We start from the raw sequence: 19,326 nt of genomic DNA, 5'->3' as shown, positions 1-19,326 counted from the left end.
AAAATAAAAAAATAGCAAGATGGCAAAGAAAGGTAATAGAATCCAGGTAATTTTAGAATGTACTGAGCACAAGACTTCGGGTGTTGCAGGAACTTCAAGATACATAACAACAAAGAACAAAAAAAATACACCAGACAGATTAGAGATTAAAAAATTTAATCCAATCTTGAAACGTGTAACTGTTCACAAAGAAATTAAGTAATAATTAGAGATTTTGATAAAATCTTAAATGGTAACATTTAGAGGTTTTATTTAAATTTAAATAACATTTGAATCATGGCAAAGAAAACCGTAGCATCGTTACAAACATCTTCTAAGAGATTATCAAAAGCCATCAAAATGGTGAAATCTCCAAAAACAGGTGCATATACATTCGTAGAATCTATTATGGCTCCTGAAGCTGTTGATGAATTCTTGAAAAAGAAATAATTGACATTCACATTATATAGAAAAGCTACTTTCATTCGGAAGTAGCTTTTTTATTTTCTATATTTACAGTTAGAAAAACGTATTGGTTCTTTGGGCTTAAATACTTCATTCTTAATACTATTTATACAATGAGTTTTTTTAAAAGAATATTTTCATCAGAGAAAAAAGAGACATTAGACAAAGGTCTTGAAAAATCAAAAACAAATTTCTTTTCGAAGCTAACTAAAGCGGTAGCCGGAAAGTCAAAAGTAGATGATGAAGTTTTAGATAATTTAGAGGAAATCCTTGTGGCCTCAGATGTTGGTGTGAATACTACATTAAAAATAATTACCAGAATCGAAAGCCGTGTTGCATCAGATAAATACCTTGGTATAGAGGAACTCAATGGAATTCTTAGAGAAGAGATTGCAGCTTTATTATCAGAGACAAATACTGGAGAAGCTACTGAATTTGTAATTCCAATACAAACGAAACCTTATGTTCTAATGGTCGTTGGAGTAAACGGTGTTGGAAAAACCACTACTATTGGGAAGTTAGCGTATCAGTTTAAAAAGCAAGGATACAACGTAGTTTTAGGTGCTGCCGATACTTTTCGTGCCGCAGCTATTGATCAATTACAAATTTGGGCAGATCGAGTAGGGATTCCTATTGTGCGTCAAGAGATGGGTAGTGATCCTGCTTCGGTAGCGTTTGATACCTTACAATCTGCTGTTGCTCAAAATGCGGATATCGTTATTATTGATACTGCTGGACGATTGCATAATAAGATTAACTTGATGAACGAATTGACCAAAGTAAAACGAGTGATGCAAAAAGTCGTTGTTGATGCGCCACATGACGTGTTATTAGTTTTGGACGGCTCAACCGGTCAGAATGCTTTTGAACAAGCAAAACAATTTACAGCCGCTACTGAGGTGACTTGTTTAGCTGTTACTAAACTAGACGGAACTGCTAAAGGTGGGGTTGTAATAGGAATCTCAGATCAATTTAAAATTCCAGTAAAATATATTGGTGTTGGAGAAGGAATTGAGGATCTTCAGGTTTTTAATAAGTATGAATTTGTAGATAGTTTTTTTAAATAATAATTAGAATGGATTTTTCGTCTTTAAAAAATACACCGCCGATGTATCTTTATTTAGTGAGTATCATTTCTTTTGTATTGGCAAATGTTATTCGAGATAAAAGCCTTGGCTTTTATTATTTCTTGTTGATAATAGGTTTGGTTTTCTTTGTTTTAGGTTTTATGAGACGTCTGAAAACCAAGTAGATTTATTGATATAATGCACTGATTTTTTGCCACAAAACTGCATCAAAATCGGATAAAGCGAAAGTTGGATTATCTGGATTTGCAACATCGCCCATTCGGATAACGACCATTTTTTTGCTTGGAATAATATAAATTTTTTGATCGTTTTTGCCTAAGGCCATGTACATATCAGCTGGTGCTGTAGGTATTAAACTACCGTTGAACTGGAGTTGACTTTGTGGCAAATGGTAACTTGATTTTCCATTCAACCACCATAAATAGCCGTATCCCAGATTTATATTTTGTGAAGTGTTTGTAGCTTCGTTTATATAGTTCTCATTCACTATTGTATTGCTTTCCCATTTTCCTTTGTTGTAAATTAAAAGTCCAAAACGCGCCATAGAACGCGAATTACTTCCATAAACTGAATTGTTGCCTAACTGAAACCAAGCGCCATCCATTCCTATTTTATCTTTTAATCTGGTATTGAAATAGGAATTCCAAGTTTGACCGCTGGCTTGCGCAATGGCATCCTGTAATTTCACATATACATTGTGATACGCCCAACGCGTTCCTGCATCAGCTTTGTATGTAAGGCTTGTTGGATCAACATCATCTGTGCTATCGTCTAATCCAGAAGTCATATTGAGTAGATGTTTGTTTGTTATTAAATTTTCTTTGGCTAAAGGCAAACTCGTCCAACCGGTTCCTATGTATTGCGAAACTTTATTGTTTATGTTTAAAAGGTTTTCTTGTTGTGCAATTCCTGTTACAGTTGAGGTCAGTGTTTTTCCGGCACTTGCCCAATACCAAAAAGCGTTAGCGTCATGACCATTGAAATAATTTTCCATTACGATTCTTCCGTTAACAAGAATGATAAAAGATTTAGAATTTTTGAGTTCTAAATAATCCAATAGCGGTTGCACAGCGGATTGTTTCCAACCTAAACTTGCAATGGATTTTGTTTCCCAAGTGGTACCAGTTAAAGGCGGGAAATAGAGTGTTTCTAAAGGAGTGGGAATGGGAGTTGGTTCAGCAGTGTCGGAGCTGCAGCTACTACAAAATAATACAATGAGGAGACTATAGATTATTTTTGACATCTTGGTACTGATTTATTTCTAATTCCTTTACCACCAAAAATATAGAAAATAGTTTAATGTGTTTGAACTATTTTTGTTTTCTTTGAATTTAATAAGAGTAACTTTGTAATTAGAAAAAACGTGATTTAACTCAAATTCCCTAGCCCTGATTGCAGCGTAAATCCTTTTTAGCCGCTTTTTCAGCGGATAAAAAGATTGCAGCGAAAAGCAGGAAACAGCTCCTAAAAATAATTAGTATTATGAAAAAAACAGTTAGCATTCTATTTTTAGTATTCCTTTTTGTTGCTTGTCAGCAAAAGGTAAAGCCAGAAGACATTTCGAAAATAAATGGATATTGGGAAGTGGAGAAGGTTGTTTTTGATTCCATAAAGGATAAAGAATATGGGATGAATGAAGTGTATGATTATTTTGAAATAAAAAATAATAAAGGGATTCGGAAGAAAGTGATGCCGCAATTAGACGGAACTTTTTTAGTGAATGATACGTATGAAAACGTAACGGTTCGATTTGCGGATGACAAAGTTTTTTTAGACTATTCTACACCTTACATGAAGTGGAGTGAGGAGTTGATTGCTGTGTCAGCGGAAGAATTAGTATTATTGAACAAGGAAAAAATGGAATATCATTACAAGAAAGCAACATCAATAAATTTACTGGGCGATGGCAAAACGACTAAATAATCAGAGTACGATAGGGGATGTTTTGAAACAAATAATCCAAGTGAATAAACTGCAACCCGGAATGGATCAAATTGACGTGAAAGATGCGTGGAAAAACCTAATGGGTAATGGCGTGAACAGTTATACCAATAATGTGGTTTTGAAAGGAAGTACGTTGTATGTTGAGTTGACTTCGTCTGTTTTACGTGAGGAATTAAGCCACGGAAAGTCTAAAATTGTGGCTATGATCAATGAGGAACTACGACGAGATGTAGTGAAGGATGTGGTTTTGAGATAATGAAGAAGTGTTCAGTATTCAGTTTTTAGTGATCAGTTTCGGTTTTCAGGTTCATAAAAAAATCCCGTTTCAATTTTGAAACGGGATTTTCTATTTTTTTGTTTTCAGTATAATATCTGACTGAACACTAAAAAGTGAACACTGAATACTAGAATTGCTCTCTTCCAGCAAAATGGAACGCACCTTCGATAGCTGCATTTTCATCGCTATCAGAACCGTGAACTGCATTTTCTCCAATAGAAGTTGCGTATGCTTTACGGATAGTTCCATCAGCAGCTTCAGCAGGATTTGTAGCTCCAATTAAAGTTCTGAAATCTTCAACTGCATTGTCTTTTTCTAAAATAGCAGCAACAATTGGTCCTCTTGACATGAATTCAACTAATTCACCGTAGAAAGGTCTTGCAGCGTGAACTTCGTAAAAAGCTTGAGCATCAGCAACAGTTAATTGTGTTAATTTCAAAGAAACGATTTTGAAACCTGCATTTGTAATCATTGCAAGTATGTTTCCGATGTGTCCGTTAGCAACAGCATCAGGCTTAATCATTGTAAATGTTCTATTAGTAGCCATCTTTTGTTTTTTAAATTTTGTGCAAAAATAGTATTTTTTTATTGATTATTTTTACAAATTTAGCATTCAAATACCGAAAATTTGATTAAAGCACAATGGTATCAAATATATTGTTCAATGGCTTGAGTTGTTTGACTATTATTGGGATTAGATTTTCGCCGTATTCCAAGTAAAATTCAGAAAAGTTAGTTTGACGTTCCTGCAAACTTTGGTTGGGAAACAATTCGTTTTGTAAGTCGGTGATGCGGTGTAATACATCACTTAATTTTCTTTTTTGTGCTTTGAGCAAACGTTTCTCTAAATTTTCTAATCCTTTCGTTTGTTTTTTTTCTTGTGCTTTTACCGCTCCAATAAATGATTCATCTGTTTTGTTCGCTATTGCATACAGCATTTCAAATTGTTGGTGTAATTGTTCTTTCAAATGTGCCAAATCGATAGAGAATTCAGATAATTTGTTGGTTTTAGAGTCTACTAAGAGGGCTTGTTTCGAAAATAAATCGCTCCAATTTAAATCTAGTTTTTCTGCTTTTTTAGCCTGTTTTTCAGTTGCTAAGAGTACTGAATTTCTAAGTAAAAGCATTGGGAAAGTTATCTTTACAGATTCAAAATAGGATTTTAGTTCTAACCAATAAGCAATTTCTCCACCTCCGCCAATGTAACATAAATTGGGAAGAATTACTTCTTGATATAATGGACGCATAATTACGTTAGGACTGAATTTTTCTGGATGATTTTCTAATAATGTTAGAATTTCTGTTTCAGAAAACTCAATTTTTGTATGATTTACTTTGTATTTCCCATCTTCAAAAAGAATACGCTCGCGTACATTATCCTCGATGTAAAACAAATTTATTTCACGGGGATTAACTTGAATCGTATATTCTTTTAATTTTTCGGCAGTTTCTAGTACTAATTTGTGCGAGGATTGGTGTAGTAATTCTTCTTTTACAAATGGAATGAAATTACGTTTTAAATCGGCATTATCTGCATCCAAAATAACTAATCCATAGTCGCCAAAAAGTGCATTTGCCAAAAAACGTGTTGCATCGGCTAGGTTGTTGTGCGCAAGATAAGAATCTTTAAATAATTTTTTTAATGTTTCGGCATTCGTACTGGAACCCAATTCCAGTTTGTATACTTCTAGGAAATCAGCTAAACCATCGGTGGATAATCGTCCAACGGGACCTGTGCTTTCTTTGTTCCAGCGGAATTTTTTTCCTTTAAAATTGAAATAATTGATTTCTTCAAAATCATGATCCTCGGTAGCCATCCAGTAAATGGGTACGAAGTTGTAGGTTGGATATTTTGCTTTTAATTCGCTTGTTAAATTAATAGTCGAAATGATTTTGTACAAGAAATAAAGCGGTCCGCTGAATAAATTCAACTGATGTCCAGTTGTAACAGTAAATGTATTAGTATTGCTTAAAGCATCAATATTTTGTTTGGTTAAAACCGAAGTTTCAACATTCAAATATTGTTTTTGTAAAATGGAAACTAATGTTTTTCTGGAAGTTTCATTAAAATTTGCTTGCTTCTCGAGAATTTGTTCTTTATAGTTTTCAAGTGTTGGAAATCTGTTATATAAGGATGATAAGTTGTTTTTTTTGTCTAAATAATCATTCATCAAAGGAGAAAAATATCCGGAATTCTGATAGCTGATACAGTCGGTTGGCATAATAAAGTTTTATATGTTGCTAATTTACCATTATTTATTGGAATTATTTATTTGTTACTTTCGAAAAATAGTCTCATTTTTATCTAAATATTTTAACAATTCTATGAAAGATATCTCTAAAAAAATAACAAAAAATACAACAAAACATGTTCTTTTTGGCAGCTTAATAGGAACTACAATTGAATTTTTTGATTTTTATATTTATGCGAATGCAGCTGTTTTGGTGTTTCCTCAGTTGTTTTTTCCAAGTTCAGATGCAACAATGGCTACATTACAATCGCTAGCCACTTTCTCCATTGCTTTTTTATCGCGTCCGCTTGGTTCAGCGTTTTTTGGACATTATGGAGATAAAATTGGACGTAAATTCACCTTGGTAGCTGCATTATTGACTATGGGAATTTCGACCGTAACTATTGGTTTTTTACCTAGCTATGCCAGTATTGGGATTGCAGCACCTTTGTTATTGATGTTGTGCCGATTTGGTCAAGGTGTTGGTTTAGGAGGCGAGTGGGGAGGAGCGGTACTGTTAGCTATTGAAAATGCACCACCTCATAAAAGAGCTTGGTATGGCATGTTCCCACAATTAGGAGCCCCTATTGGTTTGTTGCTTTCTGGAGGAACTTTTTTGTTATTGACTGATACATTGAGTAATGACGATTTCATGAATTATGGCTGGAGAATTCCTTTTATAGCCAGTTCGCTTTTGGTAGTAGTAGGTTTTTATATCCGAACTAAAATTACCGAAACTCCTTCTTTTGAAAACTCAAAAAAAGAACAGAAAGAGGTGAAAATCCCTTTCTTTACGCTTATTAAATCGTATAAAAATCAATTAATTTTTGGAACTTTTGCTGCCGTGACTACTTTTTTAGTTTTTTATTTAATGACAGTGTTTACATTGAGTTGGGCTACATCCGACTTAGGTTTTGCCAAAAGGGATTTTCTATTGATTCAGTTGTTCTCGGTTTTATTTTTTGCGGCTTTTATTCCAATTTCAGCCCTGGTAGCTGATAAAATTGGGCGACGTAAAATGCTAATTATTGCCACGACTGCTATTGCGGTGTTTGGTTTTGCATTTTCTTATTTTCTAAACTCAGGAAGTACGGTCATGATCACTGTATTTTTATGCACAGGAATGGCTTTGATGGGATTTACGTATGGTCCCTTAGGTACTTTTTTGTCTGAATTATTTCCCACTGCAGTTCGTTATTCAGGAGCTTCTTTGACCTTTAACTTAGCTGGAATTTTGGGAGCTGCTTTTGCACCCATGATTGCGATTTGGTTAGCAAGCACTTATAGTCTGACTTATGTTGGATTTTATCTGACCATAGCGGCTTGTATTTCGTTGTTTGCACTACTGGTGATTAGTAAAGAAGAACATAAATTTTAAAATAGAAAAGATTTTGAAAGATAAAGGTCGACTGAAATTTTTCAGCCGACCTTTTTTTATCGTTTCAAACTAAAGTGCCCTATATACTCTTTTCCGTCTGCTCGAGTAACTATAAACCAATAATCAGTAGCAAGAAGTTGTTGGCTATTGAAAGTTCCGTCCCAAGTTTGATTTTCTTTTAGAATTTGTATTAATTTCCCATAACGGTCAAAAATTTGAATTCCAGTATTAGGTTTCAAATAAGCAAAATTAATAGTCCAAGTATCATTGAACCCATCTCCGTTTGGCGTGAAGAATTTTGGGTATGGAAGCTCATCTACTAAATCAATACAGCCTGCATCTGTTGCTTCAAGAATATTCACTGTTATCGGAGTTAGCATACTTTCGCAGTTGTTTATAGTTTGAGATGCGTAATAAGTCATTCCATTTTCAAGTACAATCGATTCAGATAATGTAGTTAAATAGGAAATGCTTGCGTACCATTTTATGTTTTGACCTTCGATAGCAATATTGCTAATTTTTGCATTTTCTTGAATGCAAAAAGTTTGGTTTGGATTACCAAATGGGATTTGCGTATCCTGAATTCTTACCGTAATTGCTATTCTTTCACTTTCGCAGTCATTTAATGTTTGCGTAGCATAATAGGTTACGCCATTTGATAATGCAGTTGTTTCAGCTAAAGCCGTTCCATTGGTTAATGAATCATACCATTTAATATTGGAACCCAAAATATTTAGATTGGAAATTTGTGTATTTGCATCAATACAAAATTGTTGATTAGTGTTTCCTGTTGGAGGTGGAGTGTCATAAATTCGAATTAAAATAGCAATTCTATTACTTTCACAGCCTATAGTTTGTGAGGCATAATAGCTTTTGTTATTTTCAAGTAAAGTAGAATTAGGTAAACTAATTGTACTAAAATTAGTTTCATACCATTTTATGTCTTGTCCAGCTATTTGAATAGTGCTCAACCTTGCGTTTTCTTTTTTACAGAAAGATTGAGTTGTAATTGCAGTTGGAGTAGCGGGCGTATTTACAATTGAAATGGTGATTCCAAGTCGTTCGCTTTCGCAATTATTTACAGTTTGAGTTGCATAATAAGTCACTCCGTTTTGCAAAGAAGTTGAATTAATCAAAAGCGTTCCAGAAGAGTTATACCATTTTATTGAAGTTCCAGAAATCTGGATGATGTCTAACGTTGGATTTTGGCTAGAACAAAAAGTTTGGTTGACATTTCCTGTTGGTGCAGGTGTATTCTGAATATTGATTAAAACAGGAATTCTTTCACTTTCGCATCCATTAATGGTTTGAGAACCGTAATAAGAAGTTCCGTTTTGTAATGGAGTTGTAATTGATAAAAGTGTTCCATTAGTTAAAGTATCATACCATTTTATATTTTGACCCGTAATTGCAATTGAACTTAAAGTTGCATTTTGTTGGATACAGAAGGTTTGGGTGGAGGTTGATGTTGGTAAGGGCTGATTATTAATTGTGATGGTTTGGTTTTGTGTTGATGTATTTCCGTTTCCATCATTATAATTCCAAATCACATTATACGTTCCAGGTAAACCATAAGTAAGGGGACTTAAGGTTGTTGCTGTAATCGTACCTGCACAACTATCTGTTGCTGTTGGGATTGTAGTAATTACTGTGTTGCAATCTCCGGTAAGTGTTGGCAGGGTTAAACTATCTGGAATTGGCGATTCAACATCACCAACAATTACATCTAGTGTTTTTGTATCATCGCAACCGCCTGTTCCGGTAATACTACAACTATATTGACCGCTATTTTGAGCAGTTGGATTAGAAATCGTTGGATTTTGTAGAGTAGAAGTAAAACCGTTTGGTCCCGTCCAAGCATAATCGGTTCCGCCGGATGCTTTTAGTTCTAATGTTCCACCAATGCAAATTGGAGAATTTGAAGTGGCTGTTGTAGAGGATAGGCAATCTTTAAATTTAACAAGGAAAGCATCGCCTCCATTAAACGTGTAAAAGTTGGTGTCTGGATAGCGATTTGGTTGATAGGTGTTTGGTGTCGCTATACTTGTAAAACTGTTAGTAATCCCAGCTAAATAAATATTTGAATTGTCACCTACTTCGGTTATGTAAGCATTATCAGCCATTTCTCCACCAAAATAGGTTGCCCATTCTCTCTTCCCATTAGTGTTTAATTTTACTAAATATGAATCAGTTCCTGAATTGCTACTTATTGGTTGATCTTGATATGAATTTGGAGTAGCTTCAAAACCATTTTCTACTCTTCCCGTAAAATATACATTTCCAGTTTTGGAAACAGAACCTCCTAAAGTCTCTGGAAAAAAATAGGAGCCCCAAGTTTTAAATCCATTTGGATTTAATTTAAAAATACATCCACTGTGATTAAGTTGATTAGATTTATAGATTTCTTGAAAAACTCCAGTTGTAGCTATGTTTATAGTACTATAAGTTTGTCCAAAGCAATACAAGTAATCGCTTGCATCTATTCCTAAATTGAAGAATAAATCATCACTATTTCCACCAAAATAAGTACCCCAAATTCTATTTCCATTGGTGTCGAATTTCACTAAAAAACCGTCTAAACCATTATTCATCTCTTGGTAGGAATTTGGTGTTGCAATACCGGAAGTGCTATTGGTAATCCCGAGAAAAATAAGGTCACCATTAGAATCTAATTTAGAATCTAAAATTGCATCTCTATTATTTCCTCCACAGTATGTTCCCCATTCTCGAACTCCATTAGAGTTAAATTTCGCTATAAATCCATCATAAGGATACTGACCTTGATTCGTGTAATTAGGCTGATATGAACCATTTGTAGCAATGTTTTTATCGCTTCTAGTTTCTCCTGAAATATAAATTTTTTCATTTGAATCGATTATTAAACTATTTATTCTTTCATCATTCAAATCACCATAGTATGTTCCCCATTGTCTGATTCCATTATTATCAAATTTGACTAAAAAACCATCATAACCATTCGAAATTGGATCACCAGAATTTTGTTGATGACTTCCAAAAGTTGCTATATTAGTTTTACTCAAAGTTTCACCTCCAATATATACGTTATCATTGTTAGAAACTCTAATTTGATTAATTCTGTCCGCATATCCTCCTCCATAGTACGTTCCCCAAACTCTTGTGCCGTCTGAATTAAGTTTGGTAAAAAAAGAGTCATAATCCCATCCTGCGTTGTAATAATTTTGATACGCTCCTGATGATGCTATATTGTTGTTGCTGTAAGTAGTCCCTGCCCAATATACAAAACTATCTTTTACGAACACTGAGGAAGAAAATTCCAAATTCTCTCCCCCATAATAAGTCCCCCACAACCGCACTGGAACCGGGTCAATTATTACGGTTTTATTAGTAGTAATACTTGCGGTTTCAAATCCGTAAACATTGTTTTTGATTCTTTTGTAACCAACAGTAATTTCTTTTTTCTCTATCCCGTCTTCTGTCCAACTAGCGGGCAGGGTTTCTTCCATTTCACCAAAACGAACTTTCATTTGGATTTTATTATCAACTAAATCCGTTTTAACACCGTTAAATTTCATTTGTATATCCGAAATTTTGCCTTTTGGATGCACTACAAAATTATATTCCACTGTTTTCAAAGTATCTTTTGGAATTGAAAAAACCACATCAATATTTGGGTAAATATTTTTATATGTTATTTGTTGGAACTTATGTACGTTAAGAATACCTTCAGGTTTATTCGTGACATTGTAATAATTATCATAATCTTTAGAAGCTTCAGCTGTAACTAATTCTACGTTGGGATTGGAATTAATAAAATCAATATCTATTCTGTGAAAGACATATTCTAAAGTATAATCAGGTGTTTTTTCTTTATTGTAATCTAAAGGAGATAAACTTCTTTTTTCTTCTATAGAATGTCTTATAGGATGTTTTTTTGTCTCATAAACATCATACGAAAACCCATTCTTCTTTAACTGAACATTTAGCCCATTTGAATTTAATAAATACTTTACTTCAGGATTCGCTTTTCCTTTCTGGTCAATAATCTGCCCTTTATTTTCTTTAAAACCGACCGATTGATTTTTATTTTGAGCAAATAAAGGTGTAATTAATAATATAAATAATAGCAGCAATTTTTCTTTCATCTGTACCGTTTAATCAGTTTTTGTTGGGTTATGATTGTTAGCGTTTCAAACTAAAATGACCTTTGTATTCTTTTCCATCTGCTCTGGTCGCGATAAACCAATAATCATCGGACGAGAGTTCATAACCATTCATGGTTCCGTTCCAATCATTATTTTGGATTAATGCTGTGATTAATTTCCCATAACGATCAAATATTTTTATCGTCAAGTTGGTTTCCAAATCTGAAAATTTAATACTCCAAGTATCATTAAAACCATCACCGTTTGGGGTAAAATATTTGGGATACATTAATAAAAAAACTTTGTCTGTGGCGGTTCCGCAACCATTTTTGTCTCTAACATGAATGGTATATTCACCACTATATAATGCCGAAAATTGATTGCTATCCTGAAAATGAATACCGTCAATTGAATATTCGAAATCACCTGCACCTGATGCAAAAACGGTAATTATATTCTCATTGTCCGTCCAATCTTTAGTTTCGGTAGCTGTAATTGTAGCAATATTTGATTTTTTGACCTCAAAATTCTTTGTACTGGAACAAGAAATAGTACTATAATTATTAGTAACGGTTACCGAAAAATTGCCGGGATTAGAGACTGATATGGATGATGTTGTGGCTCCATTCGACCATGAATAAGTGTCGAAACCTGAACCGGCATCAATAATAATGGAATTGTTTTCACAAATGGGAACAACATCAGGAATTATAATAATTGGTTTTGATAGTAGAGTTAATTTCAGTTCAATGATGGCATAACAAGGCGTATTTGAATTGATTCGAACGTAAATTTTGTTTTCACCCAAAGCTAAGTTGTAATTTGAAAAATTATTGATTTGATTCCCTGTCAATTGATTTTCGGCACCTAAAAAAGTCGAATAATAAGAAAAGGTGTATCCTGAAGTATTTGAAATCAACTTAGAATCATAATCTGATAAATTCACTTTCTCGGAGCCGTCATTCAAATCATCACAAAATAATTCTTCATAATTATTTGCAGGTAAAGTGTTTATCAAAGAGATTGTAATGGCGAGTTTATCTGGGCTTTCACATCCACCCATAGTTTGAGAAGCATAGTAAATCAAGCCGTCTTGCAAAGGAGTTGAATTAGACAAAAGAACTCCAGCTGAATTATACCATTTTATTTCATTACCTGAAATTTCGATGGTTTCTAAAGTTGGATTTTGACTGGAACAGAAAGTTTGATTTGTATTTCCTGTTGGTTGAGGAGTATTTTGGATGTTTATAAGAACTGGAATTCTTTCGCTTTCACAGCCACTAATGGTTTGCGATGCGTAATAAGTGGTTCCGTTTTGTAGTGGAGTTGTGTTTGATAGGAGTGTTCCATTAGTTAAAGTATCATACCATTTTATATTTTGACCCGTAATTGAAATGTTACTAATTGTTGCATTTTGTTGGATGCAAAAATTTTGTGGGGAAATTATAATGGGATTTGTAGGCTTATCCAATGTATAAAGTTTTAAATCGGTTTCAACAAAGCAAAATGGATTATTTTGAAAATAACTTTTGACTCTTATGGTTTCTTCTTTTTTGATAGTATTGGTATATGGATTTGGTAAAGGACTGGGTAATAAATTTCCATTTGAATCTAAATATTCTACTACTAAATTAGTTTGACTCCCTACTATAGTCGAGTTTATATTCGAAGTATCAAAGGAGTTTGATATTCCAGATCCTGGAATCGTCTCGCAGGAATAAATGGAGTTCAGAGTATTAATAGCAGGGGTATTAGTAATAGTGATGTCTTTTTCTAGCGTTTGTGAATCAGAGCCGCAATTTACTATCACTTTAACGTGATAAGTCCCTTCAGCTGAAAACTGGTGTGTTGGATTATTAATTGCTGCACTATTTGATGATGAATTAGGGTCGTTAAAATCCCAAGTAATTGAATCAAATGTTCCGTTTACCTTAAAGCTAGTCAAGCCGTTCAAACAGGTATTTTCAGTGATTATTTCACCAGTGGCATTTGATGCATCAAGTTTATATTTATAAAACATAACATCGCTGGCATTGTTACCACTGTTATTGTTGATAAAAGAACCGTTGATAGTTAATGGGGAACTTTGAAAATTTGCCGTTAGGAATAGGTCATTTCCATTAAATAAAATTGGGCTAGCAGCATCAGTAGACATGCCTTGCGAATAATAATTTGTTCCATTTGATTTTAGTATAAATTCAGATTCAAAATTGTTTAAATTGACTTTAAAAAGTACCAAATCCTCACTATCATATTCAGACGAACCACTAGTGTACGTTCTACTTTTGATGGTTGCATTGGGAAATGTCATTGTGCCGGTAAAACTAGAAAAAATAAATAATTCATTTCCTTTTTCAGTTAAATAACCAGTGTTTCCTGAAGAGTTTCCATCCATCCCGGGAATGTCCAAACGTGATGAGTTGTTAATTTGTTTAATTCTCTCTAAGTTTCCTGTGGTAATATTGAATTCTGATAAAATACTTTGGGTAAAAAGATATCCTTCGATAGGATCTGTATAAATAGTTCCAAGTATATCTGCTAGTTTGTAAAAAGATGCCCACAGATATAATTTGTCATTGTTAGGGTTATAATGTAAAAGAGTTGGTCTGTGAAAAGATGCATTTTTAGTTTTATTGTTGGAAATTTCTTTACTCCAGACAATATTTAAATTAGTATCGATTTTATCAATGTCTGAATGAGTATATGAACTATTTGAAGGTGAATATCTTGCGAAATATAAATCTCCATTTTTATCCATTGTAGAGCTAGTATACTCAGCATCGCTAGTTCCAAATTTTTTAGCTTCTTTTAGATTTCCATCAAGATCAAATTTAGAAATGAATAATAATGGATGATACAAATAATATCCGGTATTAAAGGTGTTTGTCAGTGTTATTTGATTGTTGATTGTTATGCTAGCATAGAATGTGCCAGTTATGTATAGAATATCATTGTAGATATAGATATCTCTCATTCCGTAATCTGCACCACTACCTATTGATCGGTTCCAAACAAAATTTCCATTTTTATCAAATTTCACCAGATTTAATCCAGGATACATAGGCAATCCACTAAATAATTGTGGATAGGTGCCTACAGTATTATGAGCATTATACCAAGTAAATAAAACATATATATTGTCTTGGCTGTCAATTGCTAACTTGCTTAAATAGAGATTTCTTTCGTCAATTTCTTTTTTCCAAACTAAATTGCAATTAAAATCAAATTTGTAAATAGACATCCAATCTCCAAAATTCCCTCCATTCTTTGCTAAGTATATACCATCGCTTGCTTTCTTTAAATCAGCAGTAGCATCATCATTCCAACCACCAAAGTTTTTTGTACAATCAAAACATTGACCTTGCATTGCAAATGAAAAAGTAAAAAGTAAAAAAAGTAAGCGTAATTTTTGTCTCATATAAAAAATTTAAACAAGCGTAAATGTAATTAAATATATAAAGATAACATGAAAACTAAAAAGGACTTTGTTTTGTATATGAATCTAAAGAATAAATAAAAATGTAGCCTTTTACTTTTGTGAAAAGAATAGAATTATCCCTTATTTTTGCACAAAACAATTCCTCTTGAAAACCAAATTATTTCTCATCACGCCGCCTTTTACCCAACTGAATACACCGTATCCGGCAACTGCATATATCAAAGGGTTTCTGAATACCAAAAATATTGAGTCTGTTCAGGCTGATTTGGGTATCGAAGTGATTTTGAAATTGTTTTCGAAAGAAGGACTTGAAAATTTGTTTAAAAATGCAAGTTTCAAGTTTACCGTTAGAGAAATTTCGGATAACTCGAAACGTATTTACGCTTTAAAAGACGAGTACTTAAAAACAATCAATCCAGTAATTGCTTTCCTTCAAGGGAAAAATCCAACTTTGGCGCTTCAAATTTGTCAGGAAGATTTCTTGCCGGAAGCGTCTCGATTTGCACAATTGGAAGAACTCGATTGGGCTTTTGGAACGATGGGAACGCAGGACAAAGCAAAGCATTTAGCGACATTGTACCTTGAAGACATCTCCGATTTTATTGTGGAATGTGTCGATGCTAATTTTGGTTTTAGTCGCTATGCAGAACGTTTGGGACGAAGTGCTAATTCTTTTGATGAGTTGTACGAAGCCTTACAACAAGAGCCAACGTATATTGATAATTTACTTCTTTCAATTCTAAAAGAGAGAATTGAAACTATTCAACCCACATTATTCTTAATTTCAGTTCCGTTTCCGGGAAATTTATATTCTGCTTTTCGTTCCGCACAATGGGTAAAAAAACATTATCCGAATATTAAGATTTCAATGGGTGGCGGTTTTCCAAATACAGAACTGCGTTCGCTTTCGGATGCTCGCGTTTTTAAGTTTTTCGATTATATTACATTGGATGATGGCGAAACACCAATTGAAGAATTAATTTCCAATATTGAAAATAAAGATTACAATTCTTATAAAAGAACTTTTCTGTTGGAAGAGGGGAAAGTAGTTTACAAAAATAATTCCCTAAAACACGATTACAAACAATCGCAAGTGGGAACTCCCGATTATTCGGATTTACTTTTGGATAAATATATTTCGGTTATCGAAATTGTGAATCCAATGCACCGAATGTGGAGCGATGGACGCTGGAACAAACTCACCATGGCGCATGGTTGCTACTGGGGAAAATGTACGTTTTGTGATATTTCTTTGGATTATATAAAAATATACGAGCCTGTCGCTGCCAATTTATTGTGTGATAGAATGGAGGAAATGATTGCTCAAACAGGCGAGAATGGATTTCATTTTGTTGACGAAGCGGCTCCTCCGGCTTTGATGCGTGCTTTGGCTCTTGAAATTCTTCGCAGGAAATTAGCAGTGACGTGGTGGACGAACATTCGATTCGAAAAAAGTTTTACTAAAGATTTATGTTTGCTTCTAAAATCATCCGGTTGTATCGCTGTTTCTGGTGGTCTCGAAGTTGCTTCCGATAGATTATTAAAACTAATAGATAAAGGCGTAACGGTGGAACAAGTAGCAAAAGTCACCCGGAATTTTACCGAAGCCGGCGTTATGGTTCACGCGTATTTGATGTATGGTTATCCTACACAAACTATTCAGGAAACGGTGGACAGTCTTGAAATGGTACGTCAATTATTTGAAGTTGGTGTATTGCAATCCGGATTTTGGCACCAGTTTGCGATGACCGCGCACAGCCCAGTGGGTTTGTACCCGGAGAAATTTGGTGTGGTAAAAGAAACCGAAGCGATAGGAACTTTCGCCAATAACGATATTAATTATACGGATGCAACAGGAATCGATCATGATAAATTTAGTTTTGGACTGAAGAAATCCTTGTTCAATTTTATGCACGGAATCTGTTTTGATTACGAACTGCAGGATTGGTTCGAGTTTAAAATTCCAAAGACTAAAATCTCCCCTGATTTTATATTTGACGCTTTACAGGAAGAGGAGGGTTTCAACATCAAGCCTACAGCCAAAATCGTTTGGTTGGGTGGAAAGCCATTTGTAGAACATTTTACCAAATCTAAAAAAGGAAATTCCTGGGAGATGATGATCTTGACTTTTCATGATAAGAAAGAAAGTTTCAATATTCAAACTAATAAGGAAGAAGGAGAATGGTTGGTAGAAATGTTACAAAAAATCTCTGTTTCGAACACTAAAATTTATAATTACCAAGAAGTTAAAGCTAATTTCGAATCAAATCTGGAGGATTTTGAATTATTTTGGTACTCAAAGCCAATTAAAACACTCAGAGAGTTTGGATTATTAGTTTTATAAATTTTTCTCTCTAACTATATCTATTTAGCATAAAAACTTAATTTTAGGTTTACGAAAACGTTTTCTTTTACTTATTTTTACGATTCTAAAATAGAAACAAATGAGTATTGGTTATAAAGTTAATGTAAACGACACTTTTCATTTTGATTTGGAAAAAGAAAGTGTTTCACAATTGGATGCAGTAAGTGTAGCAAAAGATAAGTTCCATATTTTAAAGGAAAACATACCTTATCAAGCAGAAATTATTGCTTCTGATTTTCTTCAAAAAAGCTACACCGTCAAGGTAAACAACAACACGTATACCATTGCTATTTCAAACCCTTTGGATATTTTAATCAAAGAAATGGGATTCGAAACAGGACTTACCAAACAAGTTAATTTTATCAAAGCACCTATGCCCGGATTGATTCTGGAAATCAGTGTTGTGGTAGGACAAACTGTAAAAGAAAACGACAATTTAATAATTCTTGGCGCTATGAAAATGGAAAACAGTTTCCTTTCTCCTCGAGATGGCGTTATTAAAACCATTTCGGTATTGATGGGAGATGCCGTTGATAAAGGACAGTTGTTAATTGAATTCGAATAAGATTATGAAAAAAATACTAGTTGCCAATAGAGGGGAAATTGCTATCAGGGTGATGAAAACCGCACAAAAAATGGGCATTAAAACCGTAGCAGTTTATTCAACTGCCGACAGAAATGCACCGCACGTAAAATTTGCCGATGAAGCCGTTTGGATTGGAGAAGCACCTTCGAGTCAATCGTATTTGTTAGGAAGCAAAATCATAGAGGTTGCCAAATCTTTAAACGTGGATGCTATTCATCCGGGTTATGGATTTTTGAGTGAAAATGCAGATTTTGCTGAAGAAGCTGAAAAAAATAACATCATTTTTATTGGTCCAAAGTCGAAAGCAATAAAAATCATGGGAAGTAAATTAGCGGCGAAAGATGCCGTTAAACAATATAATATTCCAATGGTTCCCGGTTTTGACCAAGCCATTACGGATGCCGAAAAAGCAAAAGTCATTGCCAAGGAAGTTGGTTTTCCAATACTGATTAAAGCTTCAGCAGGTGGTGGTGGAAAAGGAATGCGTGTGGTAGAAAGCGAAGCTGATTTTGAATCTCAAATGGATCGTGCTATTAGTGAAGCTATTGCTGCTTTTGGAGACGGTTCGGTTTTTATCGAAAAATATGTGGGTTCACCAAGACATATCGAAATCCAAGTTATGGCAGACAGTCACGGTAATGTACTGTATTTATTCGAAAGAGAATGCAGCATCCAGCGTCGTCACCAAAAAGTAATTGAAGAAGCGCCTTCTTCAGTTTTAACACCGGAATTGCGTAAAAAAATGGGAGAAGCAGCCGTTTTGGTTGCCAAATCTTGTGATTATTTAGGAGCTGGAACTGTAGAATTTTTATTGGACGAAAATAATAATTTCTACTTCTTGGAAATGAATACCCGTTTGCAGGTAGAACATCCCGTTACAGAATTGATAACCGGAACCGACTTAGTAGAAATGCAAATCAGAGTGGCAAGGGGAGAAGCATTAGCAATCAAACAAGAAGATTTAAAAATAAAAGGTCATGCAATGGAATTGCGTGTGTATGCCGAAGATCCGATGAATGATTTCTTGCCGAGTGTAGGGCATTTGGATGTGTATCAATTGCCAGTGGGCGAAGGAATTCGTGTGGATAATGGTTTTGAGCAAGGCATGGATATTCCTATTTATTATGATCCAATGTTGGCCAAATTAATCACATATGGAGAAACTCGCGAGGAAGCGATTCAAATTATGATTAAGGCCATTGAAGACTATCATATAGAAGGAGTTCAGACTACATTGCCTTTTGGGAAATTTGTTTTTGAACATGAGGCGTTTCGTTCCGGGAAATTTGACACGCATTTTGTAAAAAACTATTACAATGCTAATGTGTTGAAAAATCAAATAGCGCAAGAAGCCGAAATCGCTGCGAAGGTCGCTTTGAAACAATATTTTGAAGATCAAAAAATTGTACGCTTACTAAATTAAACAATGATTTTAAAAAAAAATAGCGGA

Annotated in this window: 14 protein-coding genes; 9 read left to right on the top strand and 5 right to left on the bottom strand. The window is 34.1% G+C overall.

Annotated elements, in window-relative coordinates; genetic code table 11:
• The first annotated feature begins 19 nt into the window (after positions 1-19).
• From rpmG to ftsY, 3 genes are all read left to right on the top strand, one after another.
• The gene (gene rpmG / locus V5J73_RS09990; RefSeq protein WP_017495179.1) at positions 20-202 is read left to right on the top strand and encodes a 50S ribosomal protein L33; all 183 of its coding nucleotides are present in this window, start codon (positions 20-22) and stop codon (positions 200-202) included.
• Positions 203-276: 74 nt separating this feature from the next.
• A complete protein-coding gene (locus tag V5J73_RS09985) occupies positions 277-429 on the top strand; it encodes a DUF4295 domain-containing protein (protein WP_073370281.1) in 153 nt (50 codons plus the stop codon).
• Between the two features lie 128 nt (positions 430-557).
• Positions 558-1,511, top strand: a complete 954-nt coding sequence (ftsY, locus tag V5J73_RS09980) for a signal recognition particle-docking protein FtsY (RefSeq protein WP_338645547.1) — start codon at positions 558-560, stop codon at positions 1,509-1,511.
• A gap of 187 nt (positions 1,512-1,698) precedes the next feature.
• Here the strand turns inward: ftsY and V5J73_RS09975 are convergent, their stop codons facing one another.
• Positions 1,699-2,775, bottom strand: coding sequence for a serine hydrolase domain-containing protein (locus V5J73_RS09975; RefSeq protein ID WP_338645545.1), 1,077 nt, complete (start codon positions 2,773-2,775; stop codon positions 1,699-1,701).
• A 239-nt stretch (positions 2,776-3,014) separates the two neighbouring features.
• On the opposite strand from V5J73_RS09975, the gene V5J73_RS09970 reads away from it, so the two are divergent.
• Together V5J73_RS09970 and V5J73_RS09965 are read left to right on the top strand one after the other, a co-directional pair.
• Complete coding sequence (locus V5J73_RS09970) at positions 3,015-3,455, top strand: hypothetical protein (protein WP_338645543.1); 441 nt, start codon at positions 3,015-3,017, stop codon at positions 3,453-3,455.
• Positions 3,436-3,732 (top strand): DUF721 domain-containing protein, encoded by a 297-nt coding sequence (locus V5J73_RS09965; protein WP_073355171.1) that lies wholly within the window; start codon positions 3,436-3,438, stop codon positions 3,730-3,732. The genes V5J73_RS09970 and V5J73_RS09965 overlap by 20 nt, the downstream gene beginning before the upstream one ends.
• Before the next feature lie 148 nt (positions 3,733-3,880).
• On the opposite strand, the gene V5J73_RS09960 is transcribed toward V5J73_RS09965, so the two are convergent.
• Both V5J73_RS09960 and bshC read right to left on the bottom strand, forming a co-directional pair.
• Complete coding sequence (locus tag V5J73_RS09960; protein ID WP_338645541.1) at positions 3,881-4,300, bottom strand: nucleoside-diphosphate kinase; 420 nt, start codon at positions 4,298-4,300, stop codon at positions 3,881-3,883.
• An 85-nt stretch (positions 4,301-4,385) separates the two neighbouring features.
• Positions 4,386-5,975, bottom strand: coding sequence for a bacillithiol biosynthesis cysteine-adding enzyme BshC (bshC, locus tag V5J73_RS09955; protein ID WP_338645539.1), 1,590 nt, complete (start codon positions 5,973-5,975; stop codon positions 4,386-4,388).
• A gap of 103 nt (positions 5,976-6,078) precedes the next feature.
• On the opposite strand from bshC, the gene V5J73_RS09950 reads away from it, so the two are divergent.
• Complete coding sequence (locus V5J73_RS09950; protein WP_338645538.1) at positions 6,079-7,362, top strand: MFS transporter; 1,284 nt, start codon at positions 6,079-6,081, stop codon at positions 7,360-7,362.
• Between the two features lie 56 nt (positions 7,363-7,418).
• On the opposite strand, the gene V5J73_RS09945 is transcribed toward V5J73_RS09950, so the two are convergent.
• Positions 7,419-11,486 carry a DUF7948 domain-containing protein gene (locus V5J73_RS09945; protein ID WP_338645537.1) on the bottom strand — a complete coding sequence of 1,356 codons (4,068 nt, stop codon included), beginning with the start codon at positions 11,484-11,486 and terminating at the stop codon, positions 7,419-7,421.
• Positions 11,487-11,523: 37 nt separating this feature from the next.
• On the bottom strand, positions 11,524-14,904 hold the full coding sequence (locus tag V5J73_RS09940; RefSeq protein ID WP_338645536.1) for a T9SS type B sorting domain-containing protein: 3,381 nt from the start codon (positions 14,902-14,904) through the stop codon (positions 11,524-11,526).
• Positions 14,905-15,070: 166 nt separating this feature from the next.
• On the opposite strand from V5J73_RS09940, the gene V5J73_RS09935 reads away from it, so the two are divergent.
• The 3 genes from V5J73_RS09935 to accC all read left to right on the top strand — a co-directional run bounded on the left by V5J73_RS09935 (position 15,071) and on the right by accC (position 19,299).
• On the top strand, positions 15,071-17,269 hold the full coding sequence (locus tag V5J73_RS09935; protein WP_338645534.1) for a B12-binding domain-containing radical SAM protein: 2,199 nt from the start codon (positions 15,071-15,073) through the stop codon (positions 17,267-17,269).
• A gap of 100 nt (positions 17,270-17,369) precedes the next feature.
• Entirely contained in the window at positions 17,370-17,855 is a 486-nt protein-coding gene (locus tag V5J73_RS09930) for an acetyl-CoA carboxylase biotin carboxyl carrier protein subunit (RefSeq protein WP_338645532.1), read from the top strand.
• A gap of 4 nt (positions 17,856-17,859) precedes the next feature.
• Entirely contained in the window at positions 17,860-19,299 is a 1,440-nt protein-coding gene (gene accC / locus V5J73_RS09925; RefSeq protein ID WP_338645530.1) for an acetyl-CoA carboxylase biotin carboxylase subunit, read from the top strand.
• Positions 19,300-19,326: the final 27 nt, after the last annotated feature.

The sequence above is a fragment of the Flavobacterium sp. KS-LB2 genome, from assembly GCF_036895565.1.
Taxonomy (GTDB): Bacteria; Bacteroidota; Bacteroidia; order Flavobacteriales; family Flavobacteriaceae; genus Flavobacterium.
Note: the sequence above shows the minus strand (reverse complement) of the source record. Positions and strands in the feature narration are given on the sequence as shown.